The 23,402-nt window shown below is 63.1% G+C and carries 19 protein-coding genes; 8 read left to right on the top strand and 11 right to left on the bottom strand.

Features of this window, described 5'->3' with window-relative positions; genetic code table 11:
• Positions 1 to 39: 39 nt before the first annotated feature.
• The 5 genes from APH27_RS00095 to APH27_RS00075 all read right to left on the bottom strand — a co-directional run bounded on the left by APH27_RS00095 (position 40) and on the right by APH27_RS00075 (position 7,011).
• The gene (locus tag APH27_RS00095) at positions 40 to 1,350 is read right to left on the bottom strand and encodes an MFS transporter (protein ID WP_027918053.1); all 1,311 of its coding nucleotides are present in this window, start codon (positions 1,348 to 1,350) and stop codon (positions 40 to 42) included.
• A gap of 58 nt (positions 1,351 to 1,408) precedes the next feature.
• Positions 1,409 to 2,557, bottom strand: coding sequence for a galactonate dehydratase (dgoD, locus tag APH27_RS00090; protein WP_027918052.1), 1,149 nt, complete (start codon positions 2,555 to 2,557; stop codon positions 1,409 to 1,411).
• A 38-nt stretch (positions 2,558 to 2,595) separates the two neighbouring features.
• On the bottom strand, positions 2,596 to 3,216 hold the full coding sequence (locus APH27_RS00085; RefSeq protein WP_027918051.1) for a 2-dehydro-3-deoxy-6-phosphogalactonate aldolase: 621 nt from the start codon (positions 3,214 to 3,216) through the stop codon (positions 2,596 to 2,598).
• Between the two features lie 12 nt (positions 3,217 to 3,228).
• Complete coding sequence (locus APH27_RS00080; protein ID WP_060483679.1) at positions 3,229 to 4,203, bottom strand: 2-dehydro-3-deoxygalactonokinase; 975 nt, start codon at positions 4,201 to 4,203, stop codon at positions 3,229 to 3,231.
• 426 nt (positions 4,204 to 4,629) lie between these two features.
• A complete protein-coding gene (locus APH27_RS00075) occupies positions 4,630 to 7,011 on the bottom strand; it encodes a glucose/quinate/shikimate family membrane-bound PQQ-dependent dehydrogenase (protein WP_027918049.1) in 2,382 nt (793 codons plus the stop codon).
• 312 nt (positions 7,012 to 7,323) lie between these two features.
• Between APH27_RS00075 and APH27_RS00070 the strand changes: the two genes are divergently transcribed.
• The 8 genes from APH27_RS00070 (at position 7,324) to APH27_RS00035 (ending at position 15,370) form a co-directional block, all read left to right on the top strand.
• On the top strand, positions 7,324 to 8,568 hold the full coding sequence (locus tag APH27_RS00070; protein WP_060483678.1) for an OprD family porin: 1,245 nt from the start codon (positions 7,324 to 7,326) through the stop codon (positions 8,566 to 8,568).
• 213 nt (positions 8,569 to 8,781) lie between these two features.
• Positions 8,782 to 9,588, top strand: a complete 807-nt coding sequence (locus APH27_RS00065; protein WP_060483677.1) for an NAD(P)-dependent oxidoreductase — start codon at positions 8,782 to 8,784, stop codon at positions 9,586 to 9,588.
• A 27-nt stretch (positions 9,589 to 9,615) separates the two neighbouring features.
• A complete protein-coding gene (locus APH27_RS00060; RefSeq protein ID WP_027918046.1) occupies positions 9,616 to 10,491 on the top strand; it encodes an SMP-30/gluconolactonase/LRE family protein in 876 nt (291 codons plus the stop codon).
• Positions 10,492 to 10,565: 74 nt separating this feature from the next.
• Positions 10,566 to 11,537 carry a TRAP transporter substrate-binding protein gene (locus APH27_RS00055; RefSeq protein WP_027918045.1) on the top strand — a complete coding sequence of 324 codons (972 nt, stop codon included), beginning with the start codon at positions 10,566 to 10,568 and terminating at the stop codon, positions 11,535 to 11,537.
• A 67-nt stretch (positions 11,538 to 11,604) separates the two neighbouring features.
• Positions 11,605 to 12,132 carry a TRAP transporter small permease gene (locus APH27_RS00050; RefSeq protein WP_060483676.1) on the top strand — a complete coding sequence of 176 codons (528 nt, stop codon included), beginning with the start codon at positions 11,605 to 11,607 and terminating at the stop codon, positions 12,130 to 12,132.
• Entirely contained in the window at positions 12,133 to 13,413 is a 1,281-nt protein-coding gene (locus APH27_RS00045) for a TRAP transporter large permease (protein ID WP_027918043.1), read from the top strand.
• Between the two features lie 167 nt (positions 13,414 to 13,580).
• Positions 13,581 to 14,501 (top strand): DMT family transporter, encoded by a 921-nt coding sequence (locus APH27_RS00040; RefSeq protein WP_027918042.1) that lies wholly within the window; start codon positions 13,581 to 13,583, stop codon positions 14,499 to 14,501.
• The gene (locus tag APH27_RS00035; RefSeq protein ID WP_060483675.1) at positions 14,501 to 15,370 is read left to right on the top strand and encodes an aldose 1-epimerase; all 870 of its coding nucleotides are present in this window, start codon (positions 14,501 to 14,503) and stop codon (positions 15,368 to 15,370) included. Before APH27_RS00040 ends, APH27_RS00035 begins: the two co-directional genes overlap by 1 nt.
• 101 nt (positions 15,371 to 15,471) lie before the next feature.
• On the opposite strand, the gene APH27_RS00030 is transcribed toward APH27_RS00035, so the two are convergent.
• From APH27_RS00030 to APH27_RS00005, 6 genes are all read right to left on the bottom strand, one after another.
• On the bottom strand, positions 15,472 to 16,767 hold the full coding sequence (locus tag APH27_RS00030; RefSeq protein WP_027918040.1) for an MFS transporter: 1,296 nt from the start codon (positions 16,765 to 16,767) through the stop codon (positions 15,472 to 15,474).
• Between the two features lie 195 nt (positions 16,768 to 16,962).
• Positions 16,963 to 17,859 carry a LysR family transcriptional regulator gene (locus APH27_RS00025; protein WP_027918039.1) on the bottom strand — a complete coding sequence of 299 codons (897 nt, stop codon included), beginning with the start codon at positions 17,857 to 17,859 and terminating at the stop codon, positions 16,963 to 16,965.
• Positions 17,860 to 17,970: 111 nt separating this feature from the next.
• Positions 17,971 to 19,983, bottom strand: coding sequence for a pyridoxamine 5'-phosphate oxidase family protein (locus APH27_RS00020; protein ID WP_060483674.1), 2,013 nt, complete (start codon positions 19,981 to 19,983; stop codon positions 17,971 to 17,973).
• A 28-nt stretch (positions 19,984 to 20,011) separates the two neighbouring features.
• Positions 20,012 to 20,635, bottom strand: coding sequence for a glutathione S-transferase family protein (locus tag APH27_RS00015; RefSeq protein ID WP_060483673.1), 624 nt, complete (start codon positions 20,633 to 20,635; stop codon positions 20,012 to 20,014).
• Between the two features lie 123 nt (positions 20,636 to 20,758).
• Positions 20,759 to 21,313 carry a UPF0149 family protein gene (locus APH27_RS00010; protein WP_027918036.1) on the bottom strand — a complete coding sequence of 185 codons (555 nt, stop codon included), beginning with the start codon at positions 21,311 to 21,313 and terminating at the stop codon, positions 20,759 to 20,761.
• A 179-nt stretch (positions 21,314 to 21,492) separates the two neighbouring features.
• Positions 21,493 to 23,136 (bottom strand): acetolactate synthase large subunit, encoded by a 1,644-nt coding sequence (locus tag APH27_RS00005; protein WP_060483672.1) that lies wholly within the window; start codon positions 23,134 to 23,136, stop codon positions 21,493 to 21,495.
• Positions 23,137 to 23,402 lie beyond the last annotated feature (266 nt).

Here is a 23,402-nt window from a genome sequence, read left to right as displayed (position 1 = left end):
GAGTGGGCGGGCGACATTATGTTCGCCCACAGGGCACGCCTACAACTCGATGCGCTCGACCTTGCCCACCAGCAGGATATACGACAGCGCACCGACCAGAGCCAGTGCCGCGACGTAGGTAATGGCCGGGGCGAAAGAATCGCCGCTGGCCAGGAAGCCGATCACGATCGGGGTAATGATTGCCGACAGGTTGCCGATGAAGTTGAACACTCCGCCCGTCAGCCCGAGCAGGCGCGCCGGGGCCAGGGTCGAGACCAGCGACCAGGTGATCGAAGCCAGGCCGTTGCCGAAGAACGCCAGGGCCAGGAAGGCGATTACCAGTGGCGTCGAGTCGACGAAATTGGCGCCGATGATCGCGGTGGAAATCAACAGGCCACTGATGATCGGCAGCTTGCGTGCAAAGCCCACGCTGGCGCCACGGCGGATCAGCCAGTCGGAGAAGAAGCCCGAGCACAGCACGCCGACGAAGGCCGCGAGGAATGGCAGCGATGCCAGCATCCCGGACTTGATGAAGTCCATGCCGCGGTACTTCACCAGGTAGGTCGGGAACCAGGTGAGGAAGAACCACAGCGTCGAGTTGAGGCAGAACTGGCCGAGGTAGATGCCCCACAGCTTGCGTTTGGTCAACACGATGCCGAGGTCGGTCCAGCTGAACCTTGCCTTGACCTTGGCCTGCTCATCCTGGATGTCCACCAGCCCGCCGCCCTCGCGGATCAGTGCGATCTCGGCGTCGTTGGCACCCTTGAAATCGCGCGGTTCGCGATACACCGCGTACCAGATCACTCCCCAGAGAATGCCCACCGCACCGGTCACGACGAACACCATGTGCCAGCCGAATTCATGCTGCAGCCAGGCCAGCAACGGGGTCAGGAACGCCAGGCCGACGAACTGCCCGGAGGTGTAGAAGCCGATGGCAGTAGCCCGCTCGCGCTCGGGGAACCAGGTGGTGACCACGCGGCTGTTGATCGGGTAGGCCGGCGCCTCCAGGGCGCCGACTGCCATGCGCAGCACGAACAGCGCGATGAAGCTGGCGGCAAAGCCGAGCATCACCGTGGCCAGCGACCACAGCACCAGCGCCACGGTATAGAGGATGCGCGGCGGCACCCGGTCGACCAGCCAGCCACCGGGGATCTGCATGGCGGCGTAGGTCCAGCCGAATGCCGAGAACACCAGGCCGACGTGGATCGGGTCGATGCCCAGCTCGCTGGTCAGGGCAGGCGCGGCAATCGACAGGTTGCTGCGGTCCAGGTAGTTGATCACCACCGTGATGAAAAGCAGCACCATGATGAAAAAGCGCTTGCGGCTGGGCGCCACCAGGGTGGCCTGCCCAGTGAGGGTGTGCGGGAGCATGAGAAGTGCCTCTTGTTATGGTTATTGAGGTCGTTTCAGCGCGCTTGTCAGAGCGCCATCACCACTCGGCGAAACTGCCGTCGGCATGGCGCCACACCGGATTGCGCCAGCGATGGCCTACAGCGGCGCGCTCGATGACGTATGCCTCGTTGATCTCGATACCCAAGCCCGGGCCGTCGGGGATCTTCACCATGCCCTGCTCATAGTCGAATACGCCGGGGTCGCGCACGTAGTCGAGCAGGTCGTTGCTCTCGTTGTAATGGATGCCCAGGCTCTGCTCCTGGATAAAGGCGTTGTAGCAGGCGGCATCCAGCTGCAGGCAGGCCGCCAAGGCAATCGGGCCCAGCGGGCAGTGCAGCGCCAGCGCGACGTCGTAGGCCTCGGCCATGTTGGCGATCTTGCGGGTTTCGGTGATGCCGCCAGCGTGGGAGGCGTCGGGCTGGATGATGTCGACATAGCCTTCGCTAAGCACGCGCTTGAAGTCCCAACGTGAAAACAGCCGCTCGCCCAGGGCGATCGGGGTACTGGTCAGCGGCGCCAACTCTTTCAGCGCTTCGTAGTTTTCGCTGAGCACCGGCTCCTCGATGAACATCAGCTTGTACGGGTCGAGCTCCTTCATCAGCACCTTGGCCATGGGCTTGTGCACCCGGCCATGGAAGTCGACACCGATGCCAACGTTCGGGCCCACCGCATCGCGCACGGCAGCGACATTGGCCAGGGCCTGATCGACCTTGTCGAAGGTGTCGAGAAATTGCAGCTCCTCGGTGCCGTTCATTTTCACGGCCGTGAAACCCCGGGCAACGGCCTCTTTCGCCGCACGGGCGGTGTCGGCCGGGCGGTCGCCGCCGATCCACGAATACACCCGGATCTTGTCACGCACCTGGCCACCCAGCAGGTCGCTGACCGACACGCCCAGCGCCTTGCCCTTGATGTCCCACAGGGCCTGGTCGATGCCGGCCAGGGCGCTCATGTGGATGGCGCCACCGCGGTAGAAGCCCCCGCGATAGAGCACGGTCCAGATGTCTTCGATGTTGCGTGGGTCCTTGCCGATCAGGTAGTCGGAAAGCTCTTCGACGGCAGCCGCAACGGTGTGCGCACGCCCTTCGACCACCGGCTCGCCCCAACCGGTCACGCCCTGGTCGGTCTCGACCTTGAGGAAGCACCAGCGTGGCGGAACGATGAAGGTGGTCAGCTTGGTAATTTTCATCTGCTTGTCTCTCTTGTTGGATGCAGCGCAGGAATGGATCAGCGCAGGGCTTGCCAGGCGGTCACGTAAGCCTGGGCAGCGGCCGCGACCTGCCTGGGTGTCATGCCCGGCTTGTACAGGCCGGAGCCGAGGCCAAAGCCTCGGGCGCCAGCGTCGAAGAACTGCTGCAGGTTGCCGGGCGTGATGCCGCCAACCGGCGCCAGCACGGTGCCGGCGGGCAGCACGGCCAACCAGGCCTTGACCACCGCCGGGCCCATCTGCTCGGCCGGGAATAGCTTGAGCACGTCGGCACCTTCGGCCAGGGCGGCGAACGCTTCGGTCGGCGTGGCGACACCTGGCGCCAGATATAGGCCCGCCGCCTTGGCCGCACGCAGCACCTGTGGGTCACTGTGCGGCATGACGATCAATTGCCCCCCCGCCGCTTGCACCTGGGCCACCTGCGCGGGTGTCAGCACGGTGCCGGCGCCGATCAGGCAATCGGCGGGCAAGCTGCCGCGCAGGATGCGGATGCTTTCGAAGGGCTCGGGCGAATTGAGAGGCACTTCGATGACACGAAAGCCGGCGCCGTAGAGGACTTCACCGATGGCGGCGGCTTCGTGCGGTTGCAGGCCGCGCAGGATCGCGATCAGGCCGTTCTGTGCCAGTGCGTGTTCAAGCATGTCGGGCTCCCTTCAAGATGGATGAGTAAGGCCGGCGGCGAGCGCCAGCTGCCACAAGCCGCGTTCGGTGGCCTGCTCGGCCACGCTCACGTGGCTGAAGCCACATGCCTGCAGGGCACGGCTGTAGCGCATGCAAAGCGGCCCGTTGCCGATCAGCAGGATCGCCGGCAGGTGCACGCTGTTGCGTCGCTGGCGTTGCACCTTGGCCAGGGCGCAGAGTTCGTGGCCGATCAGCAGGCCGGAGAGGTAATCGGGCTGGGCGCTGGCGCTCAATTCACCGGTCAGGCCCAGGCTGCGGGCGCTGAATACGGTGGACAGCGGGCCGATCTCGCCTTCGGCGGACAGCGCCACCTGCACGCCGTGGTCGAATGCCGGGGCATCGAACGCTGCGCCGCGTTGCTGGGTACGGCCGAGGATGCTGTGCTCGCTTAGCACGGCGAACACTTCACCGGTCATGAAGGTATCGAAATGCACGATGCAACCGTCGGCCACCTGCACCCATTTCGAATGGCTGCCGGGCAGCCCGATCAGCAGGTCATCCGTGGTGACGCTGGGCAGTGCGCCGAGCACCTGGGTTTCTTCGCCGCGCATGACATTGGGCAGCCGGGAACGCTGAATCACACCGGGCACGATGTGCACATCGACACCGCGGCGGCTGCTCACGGTCTGCAAGGAGGCACCCAGGCTGGCGACATTGGCGGGGGTGTCGCGGTAGGACGCTTCGTGCCAGCCCTGGGCGCTGCCGACCATGCCGCAGGCAATCACCGGCAGGCCAGGCTGGGCGTCGAGCCAGTCGCCGCAGGCATCGTCGAAGGCCAGTTCGAAACCGTCGCTGCAGCGTTCGCCGTTGATCAGGCGCGGGGCCTTGGGCAGTTGCATGATGCCACTGGGCAGCGCGCGCACGTCCTGTACCTGGCCGTTGGCGCCGAGTTTGTAAGCACGAAGGGAGGTGGTTCCCCAGTCGAGCGCGATCAATTGCGCCTGCATCGCTTCACCTGTTCTGTTCTTGGCAGTGAGTGAGGGCGACTATAAACCTGGGGAGCGTTAAATTCCAATATGTAAAATACAATCCCATATATAGGGATTTCTATTGATTTACTGGGTAGGCCTCGTTTGGGCTGGATGTGCCTGTCGCCGCAGGTGTGGCGCCTGTAAGACCGAGCGCCGCCCGCGCGGCGCATCGCGGATAAATCCGCTCCTACATTTGTTGCAACGTGGCCATGCCTGTCAGGCCATGGTTGCCAGCCTGTTCGTAAGGCTCAAGTCATGTGCCAAGGCGGGCAACCATGGCGTAACAGGTTCGGTACGTTGCAACAGATGTAGGAGCGGATTTATCCGCGATGCGCCGCGCGGGCGGCGCTCGGTCTTACAGGCCATGAAAATGCCACGACGTAGAACCGCGGCAACACCCCCTTACTCAGGCAAGGCAAACGCCATCACATAGTCGCCTTGCTTGGTGCCCAGCGAACCATGCCCGCCGGCCATCACCAACACATACTGGCGCCCGTCCTTGCCGGTGTAGGTCATCGGCGTGGTCTGCGCGCCTGCTGGCAGGCGCCCTTCCCACAGCACCTTGCCGTCACGCACGTCATAGGCGCGCAGGTATTGGTCGAGGGTGCCGCTGAGGAACGCCAGGCCGCTGGCGGTAGTGAAGGTCCCGCCCAGGCTCGGCACGCCCATTGTCAGCGGGATCGGCACTGGCGAGCTGTCACGCACGGTGCCGTTCTTGTGCTTCCAGATCACCTTGTGGGTAGTCAGGTCCACGGCCGCCACGTAACCCCACGATGGCGCCTGGCACGGCAGGCCCAACGGTGACAGGAAGGCGCCCATGATGACGCCATACGGCGCACCCTTGTTCGGCTGGATGCCTTCGGTCTCGCTCTTGCGCGCAGGCTGACTGGCGATTTTCGCGGCCGGAACCAGTTGCGACTTGAAGGCCATGTAGCTGGGGTTGACGAAGGCGATCTGGCGCACCGGGTCGACCGAAATGCCGCCCCAGTCGAACACCCCGAAGTTACCCGGGTACACCAGCGAGCCCTGCAGCGACGGCGGCGTGAAGATGCCGTCATAGCGCATGGAGCGGAAGTCGATGCGGCACAGCAGCTGGTCGAATGGCGTCACGCCCCACATGTCACGCTCGTGCAGGGTCGGCGGCATGAAGTTGAGCTCGGACATCGGCTGGGTCGGCGAGGTGTGGTCGCCCTCCACCGCGCCTTGGGGAACCGGCGTTTCGCGAATCGGCACCAACGGCTGGCCATTGCTGCGGTCAAGCACGTAGATGCTGCCCTGCTTGGTCGAGGCCATGACAGCAGGCTTCATTCCATCGGCGGTCTTGATGTCGATCAGGCTCGGCTGGCCGCCGACGTCCATGTCCCACAGGTCGTGGTGGGTGAACTGGTAGTTCCAGCGCACCTTGCCGCTGGCGATATCCAGGGCCACCAGGCCGGCACTGAATTTCTCGGCTTCCGGTGTGCGGTTGCCACCCCACTGGTCGGGCATCTGGTTACCCATGGGCAGGTACAGCAGGCCGAGCTTTTCATCGGCACTGATCACTGACCACACGTTCGGCGAGTTGCGGGTATAGAACTGGCCGTCAGCGATCGGCGCGGTGGCGTCGGGCTTGCCGCTGTCCCAGTTCCAGACCAGCTTGCCGGTAATTGCGTCGTAGGCACGGACCACCCCTGACGGCTCGTCGGTGGATACGTTGTCGGTGACGTGCCCGCCGAGGATCACCAGGCCCCCGGCCACGGTGGGTGGCGAGGTGGAGTAGTAGCCACCGGGGGCGAAGGTGCCAATGTTACGGGTCAGGTCGACCTGGCCATTGTCGCCGAAGCCTGCGCACTGCTTGCCGGTATCGGCATCCAGGGCAATCAGACGAGTATCGGCGGTGGGTACGTAGACACGCTTGGCACAGGCTTGCCCTTCAGCGGGGCGCGCTTGCGACCTGGCCGTATCGAAGTAGGCCACGCCGCGGCAGGTCATGTGCGCCCACCCCTTGAAGTTGGCAGCGTTCTGGGTGCTGAGCTTGGGGTCGAAGCGCCAGATCTCCTTGCCGGTATCCGGGTCAAGGGCGATCACCTGGCTGTGTGGGGTGCAGACGTAGAGTTTGCCGTTGACCTTGAGCGGGGTGTTTTCGGCAGTGGTTTCACCTGGGTCGTCAGGGCCTGGAATGTCGCCGGTGCGATAGGTCCAGGCCAGCTTCAACTTGCCGACGTTCTCGGGGGTAATCTGCTTGAGTGGCGAATAGCGGTCGCCGAATTCGGTACGGCCGTAGGATTGCCAGTCACCGTCAGGCATTTGCGGCGCGCTACTGGCAGTACCCGCCGTGTCGCGATCCAGGTGGCCGACAAGGGTACCGGGGTGGGTGAACTGGCTGGCCAGGGCCATCAGCCCCGCCGCCGCCACCCCCACACCCAGCACGCCGGTACCCAACGGGTATGGCTGGCCAAGGGTCAGCGGTTTGCGCAGCCAAGGCAACAGCAAGATCAGGCCGAGGACGAACCAGAGGGCCAGGCGTGGCACCAGTTGCCACCAGTCCAGGCCCACCTCCATCAATGACCACAGCGTGCTCAGCAGCAGCACGATGCCGTACACGCTCAGCGCTTCACGTCGCCCGGCCAGCAGCAGGCCAGCGGTTATCAGGAAACCGACGCCGGCCAGCAGGTAATACAGCGAACCGCCCAGGGTCGCCAGTTTGATGCCGCCGGCCAATAGCGCCAGGCCCATCAACAGCATGACCACGCCCAGCAGCTTGGGCAACACGCGTGGGGTTTGTGAAGCACCGGTAGTGCTCATCAGCGAATTCTCCATTTCCATTGAACTGAATCGATTAGCCCGTCAGATAACACAGAATAGTATTACGAGATGATTCTGCGACTACCGACGCGCCAGCGTGCAAGCTTTGACACCCATGCATCAATATGCGCGCTGTCATAGTATGACTTTAAATTAATCCAAGTCCTTGAGTTAGAGCCATCGCCAGTATTCATTCACTTGACGACGCGAATTTATTGCGTTTCCCAGCGTTGACAGGTGTATTTCAGCTTGATAAAAAACGCCGCAGTTGTACGACAACACATAACAAAAACAACATAGCGGACCCATCCCATGTCGAAAATCTGCCAGACAACCCTCCCCTTTGCGCTGCTTGGCGCCAGCCTGTTCGGCGGCATGCCGGGCATCAGCCTCGCTCAGGGTTTCGTCGAAGACAGCAAGGCCGTGCTGGGCCTGCGCAATTTCTACATCAACCGTAATTTCACCAACCCCAGCAATCCGCAGAGCAAGGCTGAAGAATGGACCCAAAGCTTCATTCTCGATGCCCGCTCCGGCTTCACCGAGGGGCCGGTGGGGTTTGGCGCGGATGTGCTGGGGCTGTGGTCGCTGAAGCTCGATGGCGGTGGCGGCACCTATGGCACAGCGCTGCTGCCACGCCATGACGATGGGCGGCCGGCGGATGACTATGGCCGCCTGGCGGTGGCGGGCAAGGCGCGTATCTCCAAGACCGAGCTGAAGATCGGCGAATGGATGCCGGTGCTGCCGATCCTGCGCTCGGACGATGGCCGCTCGCTGCCACAGACCTTCCGCGGTGGCCAGGTGACTTCCAACGAAGTGGCCGGGCTGACCCTGTATGGCGGCCAGTTCCGTGGCAACAGCCCGCGCAACGATGCAAGCATGGAGGACATGAGCTACGGCGGCGGCCTGTCGGACCGGTTCAACTTTGTCGGTGGCGAGTACAAGTTCAACCAGGACCGGACCTTGGTCGGGCTGTGGAATGCGGTGCTCAAGGATGTCTACGAACAGCAGTACCTGCAACTGAGCCACAGCCAGCCACTGGGCGACTGGACCCTCGGCGCCAACCTGGGCTACTTCCACGGCGGCGAGGATGGCGCGGAGCGCGCCGGCAAGCTGGACAACAAGACCTACTCGGGGATGTTCTCGGCCAAGTATGGCGGCAACACCTTCTGGGTCGGGCTGCAGAAAGTCGACGGCGATACCTGGATGCGGGTCAACGGCACCAGCGGCGGGACCTTGGCCAACGACAGCTACAACTCCAGCTTCGACAATGCCAACGAGCGCTCGTGGCAGGTGCGGCATGACTTCAACTTCGTGACGCTCGGGGTCCCGGGCCTTACCGTGATGAACCGCTATATCAGTGGCCGCGATGTGCATACTGGAGCGGTGACCGACGGCAAGGAGTGGGTGCGCGAGTCGGAGCTGGCTTATGTGATCCAGAGCGGGCCGTTCAAGGATTTGAGCGTGAAATGGCGCAACTCGACCATTCGCCGGGACTACAGCAACAACGAGTTCGATGAGAACCGGCTGATCTTCAACTATCCGCTCTCCTTGCTGTAATCCGGCCATTGTGTCGCGAAAGGGGTGCGCAGCAGCCCCAGAAATTGCAGCACATGCGCGAATGCTGGGGCCGCGCTGCGGCCCTTTCGCGACACAAGGCCGCTCCTACAAGGCCATGGAAACGTGCAGAAGCAGCATTGACAACCCCGGAAAGCACTGCCGATAATCAGCAAAGTCATACGACAACTTACAACAATCACAAGTAGAGCCGCCATGACCACCACCCCCTTCAAGCGCCTGCTGCTCACTGGAGCCGCAGGCGGCCTGGGCAAGGTCCTTCGCCAACGCCTGACCGGCTGCGCCGAGGTCCTGCGCCTTTCCGACATCGCTCCAATGGCGCCCGCCAACGGCCCCCATGAAGAAGTCATGCCCTGCGACCTCGCCGACAAGGCTGCGGTCCATTCACTGGTCGAAGGCGTCGACGCCATCGTCCACTTCGGCGGCGTGTCCACCGAGCACTCGTTCGAGGACATCCTCGGCCCCAACATCTGCGGCGTGTTCCACATCTACGAAGCCGCGCGCAAGCACGGGGTCAAGCGCATCATCTTCGCCAGCTCCAACCATGTGATCGGCTTCTACCGCCAGGACCAGACGATCGACGCCCATGCCCTGCGCCGGCCAGACAGCTACTACGGCTTGTCCAAGTGCTATGGCGAGGATGTCGCCAGTTTCTACTTCGACCGCTACGGCATCGAGACCGTCAGCATTCGCATCGGCTCCTCGTTCGATGAACCGCAGAACCTGCGCATGCTCAGCACCTGGCTGAGCTACGACGACCTGACCCAGCTCATCGAACGTGGCCTGTTCACCCCCGACGTTGGCCACACCGTGGTCTACGGCGCTTCCGACAACCGTACCGTCTGGTGGGACAACCGCTACGCCGCACACCTGGGCTACCAGCCCAAAGACAGCGCCGAAGTGTTCCGCGCAGCGGTAGAGGCCAGACCCGCGCCCGCCGCCGACGACCCGAGCATGGTCTACCAGGGCGGAGCCTTCGTCGCTGCCGGCCCATTCAGCTGAACCCACGCACTGCCAGGAGGCTCCAGCATGCACTGCGAACTGATTGTCGACGCCCGCAACGGCACCGGCGAAAGCCCCGTGTGGCACCCCACCGAGCAGGCGCTGTACTGGGTCGACATCCCGGCCCGCCAGCTGCACCGCTGGCGAGACGGCGCCCATCAGGTCTGGCAGGGTGACGAGATGCTCGCCTGCATCGCCCGCACCGAAGGGGGTTGGGTCGCGGGTATGGAAAGCGGCATCTTCCAGCTGCAGACCCACGCTGACGGCAGCCTCCACAGCCGCCTGTTCAGCCCGGTCGTGCATGCCCAACCGGGCATGCGCTTCAACGATGGGCGCTGTGACCGCCAGGGCCGATTCTGGGCCGGTAGCATGCTGATGGACATGCAGCAAGGTGCCCACCTTGGCGCGTTGTACCGCGTCGATGGCGAGGGCCAGTTGCACCCGCAGCTCAAGGACATGATCGTGCCCAACGGCCTGGCCTTCAGCCCTGACGGCACACGCATGTACCTCTCCGACTCGCACCCCAACGTGCAGAAGATCTGGACCTTCGATTACGACATCGACAGCGGCACACCACACAACCAGCGGCTGTTCGTCGACATGCGCGCCTTCCCCGGGCGACCCGACGGCGCCGCCATCGATACCGACGGTTGCTACTGGATCTGCGGCAACGACGCCGGGCAGATCCACCGTTTTACCCCTGACGGGCGCCTCGATCGCTCGCTCAGCGTGCCGGTGAAGAAGCCGGCGATGTGCGCCTTTGGCGGCGCCCACCTCGACACCTTGTTCGTCACCTCGATCCGCCCTGCCGGCAGCGACCTCAGCGACCAGCCCCTGGCCGGTGGCGTGTTCGCCCTGCGCCCAGGCGTGCAAGGCCTGGAGGAACCTGCCTGGCGCGGCTGAATACGGCCTGTACCACACCGCAGTACCCAACACTCACGCGCGAAACCAGATAATAAAAACCACGGAGTTTCACCATGACCTTCAAACGCAAGCTGCTTCTTGCCGTACTCCCGTTCGCTTTCAGCCTGTCGATGCCCGCCTCGGCCCTCGACATCAAGTTCGCCGAGATTCACCCGGCCGGCTACCCGACCGTGGTCGCCGAACAGAACATGGGCAAGAAGCTCGAACAGGCCAGCAATGGCCAAATCACCTTCAAGATGTTCCCCGGCGGCGTGCTCGGTTCGGAGAAGGAGGTGATCGAGCAGGCGCAGATCGGTGCTGTGCAGATGACCCGCGTCAGCCTTGGCATCGTCGGCCCGGTGGTGCCGGACGTGAACGTGTTCAACATGCCGTTCGTGTTCCGCGACCATGAGCACATGCGCAAGATCATCGACGGTGACATCGGCCAGGAGATCCTCGACAAGATCACCAACTCCGAATTCAACCTGGTCGCCCTGGCCTGGATGGATGGGGGCTCGCGCAGCCTCTACACCAAGAAGCCGGTGCGCAGCCTCGAAGACCTCAAGGGCATGAAGATCCGCGTGCAAGGCAACCCGCTGTTCATCGACATGATGAACGCCATGGGCGGCAACGGCATCGCCATGGACACCGGCGAAATCTTCAGCGCCCTGCAGACCGGGGTGATCGACGGTGCCGAGAACAACCCGCCAACCCTGCTCGAACACAACCACTACCAGAGCGCCAAGTACTTCACCCTGACCAATCACCTGATCCTGCCGGAGCCGGTGGTGATGTCCAAGACCACCTGGAACAAGCTCACCCCCGAGCAGCAGGCACTGGTGAAGAAGGTCGCCCGCGAAGCGCAGATGGAAGAGCGTGCACTGTGGGACGCCAAGTCCGCCGCCAGCGAAGAGAAGCTCAAGGCCGCCGGCGTCGAGTTCATCACCGTCGACACCAAGCCCTTCTACGACGCCACCGCGCCAGTGCGCGAGAAGTACGGTGCTCAGTACGCCGACCTGATGAAGCGTATCGACGCAGTCCAGTAACCCCGGACCTTTTCCAAGATGACCTCGGCAGCGCGACGTCCGTCGCTCTGCCGCTTTGGTGATGCCTATGAAAACGCTTTTCCTGCGCGTCAACGACACGCTGTACCGCAGCTGTATCTGGGTCGCCGGGCTGTCGATCCTGGCCATGACGCTGATCATTCCCTGGGGCATCTTCGCCCGTTACGTACTCGGCACCGGCTCAAGCTGGCCAGAGCCGGTTTCGATCCTGCTGATGGTGCTGTTCACCTTCATCGGCGCCGCCGCCAGCTACCGCGCAGGTGCGCACATGGCGGTGGCGATGGTTACCGACCGCCTGCCGGAACCACTGCGCCAGGGGGTGGCGGTGTTCACGCAACTGCTGATGGTGGGTGTCTGTGTGTTCATGACCTGGTACGGCTTCAAGCTGTGCGTCACCACCTGGAACCAGTTCATGGCCTCGCTGCCCAGCGTGCGGGTGGGCATGAGCTATGCGCCGATCCCGGTCGGTGGCGTGCTGACACTGATCTTCGTGCTGGAAAAACTCCTGCTGGGTGACCAGAGCCAGCGCAAGGTGGTGCGGTTCGACCTGGTGGAAGAAAACGAGGGGGCGGCGTAAATGGATGCGTTCATTCTGTTGGGCAGTTTCATTGCGCTGATCCTGCTGGGCATGCCGGTGGCCTACGCCCTTGGCCTGTCGGCGCTGATCGGCGCGTGGTACATCGACATCCCGCTGCAGGCGATGATGATTCAGGTGGCCAGTGGGGTTAACAAGTTCTCGCTGCTGGCCATTCCGTTCTTCGTCCTCGCCGGGGCGATCATGGCCGAAGGTGGCATGTCGCGGCGCCTGGTGGCGTTCGCCGGGGTGCTGGTGGGCTTCGTGCGCGGCGGGCTCTCGCTGGTCAACATCATGGCCTCGACCTTCTTCGGCGCGATCTCGGGCTCATCGGTGGCTGACACCGCGTCGGTCGGTTCGGTGCTGATTCCAGAGATGGAACGCAAGGGCTACCCACGCGAATTCTCTACCGCAGTGACCGTCAGCGGCTCGGTGCAGGCGTTGCTGACCCCGCCCAGCCACAACTCGGTGCTGTACTCGCTGGCGGCCGGTGGCACGGTGTCGATCGCTTCGCTGTTCATGGCCGGGGTGATGCCCGGGTTGCTGCTGAGCGCGGTGATGATGGGCCTGTGCCTGGTCTTCGCGAAGAAGCGCGACTACCCCAAGGGCGAGGTCATCCCGCTGCGCCAGGCGTTGAAGATCGCCGGTGAAGCGCTGTGGGGCCTGATGGCCATGGTGATCATTCTCGGCGGCATTCTGTCGGGCGTGTTCACCGCGACCGAATCGGCTGCAGTGGCGGTAGTGTGGTCGTTCTTCGTGACCATGTTCATCTACCGCGACTACAAATGGCGCGACCTGCCCAAGCTGATGCACCGCACCGTGCGGACCATCTCGATCGTGATGATCCTGATCGGCTTCGCCGCCAGCTTCGGCTACGTGATGACCCTGATGCAGATCCCGTCGAAGATCACCACGGCGTTCCTGACCCTGTCGGACAACCGCTACGTGATCCTGATGTGCATCAACTTCATGCTCTTGCTGCTGGGCACGGTGATGGACATGGCGCCGCTGATCCTGATCCTCACGCCAATCCTGCTGCCGGTGATTACCGGTATCGGCGTAGACCCTGTGCACTTCGGCATGATCATGCTGGTCAACCTGGGGATCGGGCTGATCACACCGCCTGTGGGCGCTGTGCTGTTCGTCGGGTCAGCGATTGGCAAGGTGAGCATCGAAGCCACGGTGAAGGCGCTGCTGCCGTTCTACCTGGCGTTGTTCCTGGTGCTGATGGCAGTGACCTACATTCCGGCCATTTCGCTGTGGTTGCCGAGCGTGGTCTTGTAACTGCAAGCGGGTTGCCTGTAGGAGCGGCCTTGTGTCGCGAAAGGGCTGCAAAGCAGCCCCAGGATCTGCGCATTGACGCTGGAACCTTGGGGCCGCTTTGCGGCCCTTTCGCGACACAAGGCCGCTCCTACAGGGTCCCAGGTTCTCAAAGCAAACGGATCCTGCACATGGCTTTCTCTTCCTCTGCTGTAATCCCCTTCCCGCGCAGGCTGGCTATCGCCCTCCTCGTCCTGCTGGCCTGTTCGTTCGCCGGCAACCACATCGCCGCACGCATCGCCTTCGATGACGACACCGGCGTGCTGCTGGCAATCCTCTGTCGCTCAGGCATCACCTTCCTGGCGCTGGCCAGCCTGGTGCTGTGGCAGCGCCAGCCGCTGGGCCTGCCAGCCGGCACATGGCGCTGGCAGCTGCTGCTGGGCCTGCTGATCGCCACCCAGAGCCTGTGCCTGTATTCGGCAGTAGCACGCATTCCGGTGGCCTTGGCACTGCTGGTGGGCAACACCTTCCCCATGCTTCTGGCGCTGCTGACCTGGGCACTTGGCGGTGCCCGCCCGAGCGGGCGCACGGTGCTGTTCATGGGGCTGATCCTGTGTGGCCTGGTGCTGGCGCTGGATGTACCGGCACGGCTGGCCGACGATGGCGACGCGAATCCGCACTGGGCCTTGGGCGTGGGCCTGGCGTTCTGCGCCGCCTGCGTGTTCGCGTGTGCACTTTGGATCACCGACCACAAGCTGGCGAGCGTGCGCGGCCCCGTGCGCAGTCTGCTGACCTTGCTGATCGTGTTCGGCAGCATGCTGGTCGCCGGCATCAGCGGCGTGATGCCCGCCGGCTTGTCGTTGCCGGGCAGTGCCAGCGGGTGGATGGCGCTGGCCAGCCTCGTGGTGTTGTATGGCGTGGCCTTCACCTTGCTGTTCGTCTGCGTGCCGAAACTGAACATGGCGCAGAACGCGCCGGTGATGAACGTCGAACCCATCGCCACCTTGCTGCTGGGCTGGGCGTTGCTTGACCAGCAACTCAGTGGCCTGCAACTGATAGGCGGTGCCGTTGTGGTGTGCGGCATCGTCCTGCTGACCTACCGGAGGCCCTGATGAGCGTCACCCTGCTGCACCTGCAAGACCGCCTTACCCGCCTGAGCATCGCCCCCGAGCTGGGCGCCAGCCTGGTCAACTGGCAGGCCAGAGCCACCGGCCAGGCGCTGCTGCGCCCAGCCGACGAAGAGGCCCTGGCCAGCGGCAGCCCGCGGCGCCTGGGCTGCTACCCCTTGGCCCCGTGGTCCAACCGCATCGCCGAGGGCGGCTTCCTGCGCCCTGATGGCTGGCTGGCCCTCACGCCGAACACCGGGCATGACCCTTACCCGATACACGGCAGCGCCTGGCAACAGGCCTGGCAAGTGGAGCATCACAGCGAGCAACGTACCCGTCTTGGCCTCGAAAGCACTGTGCCATTCGCCTACCGGGCTACCCTCGACATACACCTGCACGAAGGCTGCCTGAATATCGATTTGCACGTGACGCATCTGGACTCGGCTGCCACCTGGTATGGGCTGGGGCTGCATCCTTACTTCCCGCGCTACGGCGATACAAGGCTGCGCGCAGAGGCGCGCAAGGTGTGGCTGGCAGATGATGGAAATTTGCCTTCCCGGCAAGCTGCGCTGCCTGAAGACTGGAACTTCGCCACTGCACGAACGCTGCCAGCCGCGGTGGTTGATCACGCGTTCAGCGGATGGCCTGGTGACTGTGTGATCGAGCAGCCGAGCGCTGGGTATCGGTTGGCCTGCAGCGCCAGCGGCGCCGAGCATTTTCTGTTGTTCTGCCCACATGATCAGCCGTTCTTCTGCTTTGAGCCGGTGAGCCACCCGATCAATGCGCATCACTTGCCAGGGCGGCCGGGGCTGCGACTGCTGCAGAAGGGCGAAACGAGCAGCCTGGGATTCAGGATGCAGTATCAGGCATTGTGAATGCCTGATACTGGGGCGGCTGCGCAGCCCAATCGCGACAAAAGGCCGCTCCTACAAAGACCGTATTTATTGCTGTAGACGCGGCCCTTGCATTCCATGCCTTACGCCAGTGCCTCGGTCGTCGGTGCCAGTGGCCTTTGCGAAGCGGCCCCTTGCACCTCCCGCGCGACCTTCCACACCAGCACCGCCGCCACGATATCGAACGCCGCAAGCACCACGAACAGCGGGCTGTAGCCGATCTGCGTGACCAGGATGCCAAATACCAGGGTGAACAGCGCCGCCCCCAGGTAGCCGCACATCCCGCCCATGCCGGTCGCGGTCGCCACCTGGTCCTTGCTGAAGGAATCCGAAGTGATCGAATACAGCGCACCCGACAAGGTCTGGTGGGCGAAGCCGCCAATGCACAGCAGCAGGATCGCCGTGTACGGGCTTTCGACCAGCCCGATGCAGGCCGGGCCAATCATGCAGCTGGCGCCGAATACCAGCACCATTTTGCGCGAGGTGAACAGCGACACCTTGAAATAGCGATGGAACATGGGGCTCAGGTACCCCCCGAGCACACAGCCGATGTCGGCAGCGAGGAATGGCAACCAGGCAAACATCGCCACTTCCTTGATGTTCATGTGCCGCTCGGTCATCAGGTACAGCGGAATCCAGGCGTTGAAGGTCTGCCAGGCCGGCTCGGAAAGAATGCGTGCCGAGGCGATGGCGTAGAAGTTGCGGGTTTTGAAGATGCGCTTCCAGGCGCCCTTCTCGCGCCGCTCTGCCTTGAAGTGAGCTTCCTGGCCGGACAGGATGTAGTCACGTTCCTCGTCGCTCAGGCGTTTCTGATCACGCGGGTGCTTGTACAGCAGCATCCACAGCAGGGTCCATAGCACACCGGATAGGCCGACGATGACGAATGCCAACTGCCAGCCACTGTGCAGGATCGCCCATACCACCAGCGGTGGCGCCAACAGCGCGCCCAGGGAAGAACCGATATTGAACCAGCCAATGGCGACCGAGCGTTCCTTGGCAGGGAACCACTCGGTGGTGGCCTTGACCCCGGCCGGCAAGCCAGCAGCCTCGGTCATGCCCAGCAAACCGCGTAGAAATGCCATGCTCTGCCAGCCGCTGGCCAGCGCCGCGCCTGCACAGGCCAGTGACCAGGCCAGGGCGAACACGGCAAAGCCCAGCTTGGTGCCAATGAAATCGATGAGCCAACCGGCGATCGGCTGCATGAGCGCATAGCACATCTGCCAGGTCGCGACGATCTTGGCGTATTGCTCGGTGGTGATGGAGAGGTCGGTCATCAGCGTAGGGGCTGCCACCGAGAGGGTATTGCGGGCGAGGTAGTTGACGACGAGCCCGGCCGTGACAAGGCTGACCATCCACCAACGGATGCCTTTGATCTTCATGGTTCACCTGAATTTTATTCTTAGATTTACGGGTGATCTGTCTCATGCGCCGGCAGGGCTAAATGAGACAAATTGTTTCAGGTGAAGATTGCCATGTCATAGGTCGTCGTACAACAATAATTACTCATGACCAGCAAAAATGGGCGTATACATCGGAATCGAGTGATATCCAGTTACGTTGTACGACCTCAAAGGTCAATCCAATTGACGAGCCCGCAGGTCCTGCGCCAGCAGGTCGATGAACGAACGCACCTTCGCCGAGCCGTACTTGCTCTCGCGGTGCAAGACGTGGATCGGCCAGGGAGCTTCCTCGTACTCGGCGAGAATGACCTTCAACTGGCCGCTGGCCAGTTCATCGACCACTTGATATGACAGCAACCGGGCGATGCCCAGCCCGCCCACTGCCGCAGCGATTGCACCGTCGTTGCTGGTGACTGTCAGCCGCGGCTTCATGCGCACCAGGGTCGGCTCGTCGGCCAGGCCGAAGCGCCAACCGGCGCGGGGCGAGAGGTTGGTGGTGGCGATCACCGCGTGTTCCGGCAAGTCCGACGGGTGCTGCGGCTCGCCCATGCGCGCGAGGTACTCGGGCGATGCACACAGCATCCGCCGCACCCGGCCCACACGCAGGGCCTTGAGACCGGAGTCGGGCAATGGCCCGATGCGCACAGCCACGTCCATACCCTCCTCGACCATGTTCACCACACGATCGAGGAAGTACGCCGATACGTCGACTTCGGGGTATTGCTGCAAGTAACGCACGATGCAGGGCATGACGAACTTCTTGCCGAACAGTATTGGCGCAGTGATCGCCAGTTCGCCCTTGGGGGTGGCATTGATACCCGCCGCAGCTTCGTTGGCCTCATGGATGCTGGCGAGGATGTGCCGGGTGTCTTCCAGGTAGCGGCTACCCGCCTCGGTCAGGCGCACACTACGGGTGGTGCGCAGCACCAGCTTGACCCCGATCTGCTCTTCAAGCGCGCTGACGGCACGGGTGACGGCGGCGGGTGAGATGTCCAGGCGACGGGCGGCAGCGGCGAAGCTTTCCAGCTCGCCGACGGCGACGAACACCTTCATCAGGTGGATCTGGTCCATGGGCGCTCCAGGGCATCGAGGGTGCGGGGATTATCGATTATCTGGGCAATTTTCGCTGCCCGTTCCGGCCCTTTCGCGGGCACGCCCGCGAAAGGGCCAGCACAAGCCACCTCATAGCTCCAGCACCAATGCCTGGGCCGGTACCGCACAGCAGATCAGCGCAGTGCCCTCCTCTGGCAATTCGGCGGGCGGAATCGGGTAATGCACCTGCCCACTCAACACCTGGGTCTTGCATGTACCGCAAGACCCACCCCGGCAACTGAAGTCTGGTGCCAGTCCGCGCGCCTCTGCCAGCTCCAGCAAGGTTCCGCTTCCCGGCGCCCAACGTGCCTCCTTGGCAGAGCTGGCGAAATACACGGGGACCGGTTCGCTGGCGGCCGGCGGCTGCTGCAGCGTCGGCTGGTTGTCATCGCCATGGCGGCGCAAGGTCGATGGCCCGAAGGCTTCGGCATGAATGCGCGCATCCGGCACATGCACGCCGCGCAGCCCTTCGTACAGGTCCTGGGTGAAACTGGCTGGGCCACACAGGTAAAATGCGTAATCATCCAACGTCAGCATCGCTTTCACCTGCTCAATGCCCAGCCGCCCTGCGTGCTCGAAATCACGCCCTTGCACCGCTTCGGCTTCAGGTTGACTCAGCGAGCGATGCACGCTCAAGCGTGTTCCGGCCTGCTCACGCAATTCGGCCAGTTCTTGCTGGAACGGCAGCTCACTCAGGCTGCGTGCCCCCTGAAACAGATGGATGCGCCGGCCCTGCCCGTTCGCCAGCAACTCGCGCAGCATGGCGATCAGGGGCGTGATACCCACCCCGGCGCCGATCAGCACGATCGGCCTGTCGCTGCTGCTATCCAAGGTGAAGCTGCCCATGGGCAGGCGAACGTCCAGCGTGTCTCCGGCCCCGACTCGCTCATGCAAATAGCGCGACGCCGGCCCCTGCGCCTTGACGCTGATGCGCAAGAAACCATCGGCTGGCGCGCTAGACAAACTGAAGGTGCGGATCAGCGGCGCCTCGCCGCCCAGCGAGATACGAACGGGAATGTGCTGGCCGGGCAAGAACTCCACCGGCTCGTCCGTGGCAAGGTAGAACGAGCGGATATCGCGGCTCTCTTGCTCCACACGTGCCACCTGCCAGCTCAACCACTGACGCTGCCGTTCACGTTGCTGCAGCCGTTGCTCCGCCTCTGCCCAGGTACCGGTCATGAGGCTGGTCGGCGCATATTCCTGGAACACCCAGCGCAGGCTCACCGCTGCGCGGCGCAGCACGACGTGCTCGATGTCCAACGTCCACAGCCGCTCGGCCCCTTCGAAGGCCTTGGTCAACGGGCTGTCGAGCAGCACTTCGGTGCGCCCGGTCACTTGCAATACATCGCCGGTCATGAAGTCGACGAACAACAGCCCGGCCTGCGGATTCTCCAGCAGGTTGCCGAGAGTATTGAAATGCAGGTTGCCAGCATAATCGGGAATGGTCAGGCGATTGCCTTCGACCCTGACGAAACCTGGGCGACCGCCACGGTGGGAGACGTCTACCGAACGTTGGCCGTGCGGGTGATCGATGTAGCTGGCGACGAACAATGTGTCGGCGTTCTCGATCATTGCGGCCGTGCTGGCATCCAGCCCTTGCGCATCGATGCGCCTCTGTGCCGGTTCATCGACGCGGGTGTATTCGCGCAGCTGGATGTACTGCGGACAATTGCCGAACGATTGTTCCACCTGCACGTCCAGGCAATCGTCAGCGGCCTGGGCGATCAACCCATTCATGCGATTGCGCCGGCGCGTGTGCAACTCGATGCCGAGCAGGCCGATGGCCCCGCCAGCGGCCAGCCCTGGTGTTGCCGGGTCGTCACTGGCCAGCTGTGTGTGGATCAGCAAATGCCGGGGGTCGGGCGAGCTGATGAAACCCTCCGGGCCTTCCAGCAACGTCGCCCAAGGCCTGCCGCCCGAGTCCACAGCCCCAGCGACGATGAACGGCAACTGCTGGTAGAACATGCGGTGCTGATCGGGCATGAAGTCACGAATGACCTTCTGCCCGAACACGTCCATGCGCTGCGACACTCCGACCTGCTCCTGCAGGCGTTTCTCGCCAGCGTGCCAGGGCGAGCTGCGATGGTTGGGGAGTTGCGCCATGGCGGCATTCCTCGCGTGGGGTGGCGGCTCAGACGCTAGTCTGCAAGCCGACGGCGGTGCGTGGCATGGCCACGAAGCCAGGTAACGCTTCAATACGAGCCAGCCAGGCTCGCACATTGGGGTAGGGTTCCAGCGAGACATTGCCTTCGGGCGCGTGGGCGATGTACGAGTAGTTGGCAACATCTGCGATGGTTGGTTGATCGCCGACCAGGAATGTCGACTTGGCCAGCTCGGCATCCATTACCTTGAACAGGGTGTGGGCGCGGCCGATGACGTCGTCGGTGTCGAACGAAGCGCCGAATACGGTCACCAGACGGGCGGCGGCAGGCCCGAAGGCCAGTGGCCCGGCGGCAACCGACAGCCAGCGTTGCACGCGGGCAGCATTCAGCGGGTCATGGGGCAGCCATTTGCCAGCCTTGTCGTAGGTGCTGGCCAGGTAAACCAGGATGGCATTGGAATCGGCGATGACAGTGCCGTTGTCATCGATCACCGGCACTTGGCCGAACGGGTTGAGGGCGAGGAATTCCGGCTGCTTGTGCGCACCTTTGGCCAGGTCGACGAATACCCGTTCGGTGGGCAGGTCGAGCAGCGACAGCATCAGCTCGATACGGTGGGCGTGGCCCGATTTGGGGAAGTTGTAGAGTTTGATCATGGGCTGGGCTCCAGGAGGGCACCGGGGTGGTGCCAGCTGGAGCCCATCCTGCGCTGATTCGGCTGGCAGCAGAATCAGTGCAAGGAGCAAACCATAATTTCGCCTTGCGAAATAATCGAAAGGTCAGTGTCGCGACTGCTTCTGATAGCGATACAAGCCCCGCGCCGCCTCGACCACGTGCGGCACGCAGGCCTGCAATTCATCGAAGCTCATGGCATCGAGCAACTCGAAGTTGTCTTCCAGGCCATGCAGCGAAATAGCCTTGAGCCGTTGATCCTGCTCTGGCGGCAACTGGCCCCAGGCAGCGATCTGCGTGCCACGCATGTAGCCGAAGCACCATTCCTCCATGATGATCGCCGGCCCCTCCTCGGCTTCGCTTTCCTCAAACAGCGGCTCGAAGCTATCGAGGTTTTCTGCAAGTTGCTCGGCGACCTGGTGGGCATAGCGCAGCATCAAGGCGGTGTAGGCCTCTTCATGGGCAGGCTTCTTGAATTTCGGTACCTTGCCACCCGCGACAGTGGGCAGCCATTGCTCTGGCAGTACGTCGACCGGGGAACTGGCCAAGGCGGTGAAAAAGCCGTTGAGCTCGGCCAGGTTGAGCACCGAATAGTCGTTGCCGTAGGTGATCAGCAGGTCTTCGAGGCGGGCGAGTTCTTTTTCGCTGAGGGCGGGGAGCATGTGCGGACGTCCTGGGTGAAGATTTGCGTGCACCCTAGCACATGGTGATCAGCTGGAGGGATTTGTTACCTGTACAAAAGCAATCGCCGGCAAGCCAGCTCCCACAAGGTCCTGCAACGGCCATGAGGCCTGCAAAAAACCTGTGAAAGCCGACTTGCCGGCGATCAAGCCGTTAAGCCTTATACCGCCAGCGCACGCTCACGCAGCTCGCTGTTGAGGATGCGGTCGTTCTCGCTGTAGTCGACCGGGCAGTCGATCACGTGCACGCCAGGGGTCTTGATGCAGTGCTCGAGCAGCGGCAGGAAGGCTTCGGCGCTTTCCACGCGGTGGCCATTGGCACCGTAGGCTTCGGCATATTTGACGAAGTCCGGGTTGCCGTAGTCCAGGCCGAAATCGGTGAAGCCCATGTTGGCCTGCTTCCAGCGGATCATGCCGTAGCCATCGTCACGCAGGATCACCACGGTGATGTGCATGCCCAGACGCACCGCCGTTTCCAGCTCTTGGCTGTTCATCATGAAGCCGCCGTCGCCACACACCGAGATCACCGGGCGGTCCGGGTACACCAGGTGCGCCGCCATTGCCGATGGCAGGCCGGCGCCCATGGTCGCCAGGGCGTTGTCGAGCAGCACGGTGTTCGGCTTGTGGGCCTTGTAGTTACGGGCGAACCAGATCTTGTAGATGCCGTTGTCCAGGGCAACGATGCCTTCGGACGGCAGTACGCGACGGATGTCGGCGACCATGCGCTGCGGGTAGACCGGGAAGCGGTTGTCGTCGGCGCCTTCGGCGATCTGCGCTTCGTTGGCTTCACGGATGGCCATCAGGCGGGTGAAGTCCCAGTGCGCGGTGTCGGTCAGCGCTTCGCTGATCTGCCAGACTGCGTTGGCGATGTCGCCGATCACTTCGACCTGCGGGAAGTACACGGCATCGACTTCGGCGGAGCGGAAGCTGATGTGGATGACTTCGGTGCCGCCACGGACCATGAAGAACGGCGGCTTCTCGATCACGTCGTGGCCAATGTTGATGATCAGGTCGGCCGCTTCGATGGCGCGGTGGACGAAGTCACCGGACGACAGCGCAGCGTTGCCGAGGAAGCGCGGGTGGCGCTCGTCGACCACACCTTTACCCATCTGGGTGGTGATGAACGGGATGCCGGTCTTGTCGATCAGTTGCTTGAGGACCTTGGCGGTCATCTTGCGGTTGGCGCCGGCGCCGATCACCAGGATCGGGCTGCGGGCCTTCTGCAGTTTCTCGACGGCGGCTTCGATGGCCACGTGCTCGGCCAGCGGGCGACGGTGCAGGCTGCGCGGGATCGGCAGGGCGTCGGTCTGCTCGGCAGCGATGTCTTCCGGCAGTTCCAGGTGCACGGCGCCCGGCTTCTCTTCTTCAGCCAGGCGGAACGCTTCGCGCATGCGCGCCGGAATGTTGTCGGCCGAGGCGAACTGGTGGGTGTACTTGGTGATGGGGTCCATCATGCCGCACACGTCAATGATCTGGAAGCGGCCCTGTTTGGACTTCTTGATCGGCTTCTGGCCGGTGATCATCATCATCGGCATACCGCCCAGGTAGGCGTACGCACTGGCGGTCACCAGGTTGGTTGCGCCAGGGCCCAGGGTCGACAGGCTGACACCGGTCTTGCCGGTCAGGCGGCCATAGGTGGCGGCCATGAAGCCCGCGGATTGCTCGTGGCGGGTCAGTACCAGCTTGATCTTCGACTTGCGCAGGGATTCCAGCAGGTCGAGGTTTTCCTCACCAGGAATGCCGAACACATACTCGACACCTTCGTTTTCCAGGCATTGCACAACGACATCGGCGGCCTTGGCCATCTTGCTTGTAACCTCAAGTGATCGGACGGTGGAAGTCCAGAAATGCGCAGCACGGTACGCTGGCATCGCTCGATTCGGGGGCCAGGATTGCCCCGAACTTAAGTCTTGACGCAGCTTAAGCGCAAACAAGTCACGTTAATTTGCGAGAAATATTGTCGCACCGTTCAAACGGTGCAGCTAGGAGGATACAGACAAAAGACATTTGGCTGCAGCGGCAAAGCGCCGCATTGCCGAAGGGCGGAAAAGACAAAACCCCTACCTGCATA

The organism is Pseudomonas sp. NBRC 111123 (assembly GCF_001320205.1).
Classification (GTDB): domain Bacteria; phylum Pseudomonadota; class Gammaproteobacteria; order Pseudomonadales; family Pseudomonadaceae; genus Aquipseudomonas; species Aquipseudomonas putida_J.
The sequence above is the reverse complement of the archived record's forward strand: the minus strand, read 5'-3'. Positions and strand labels throughout refer to the sequence as shown.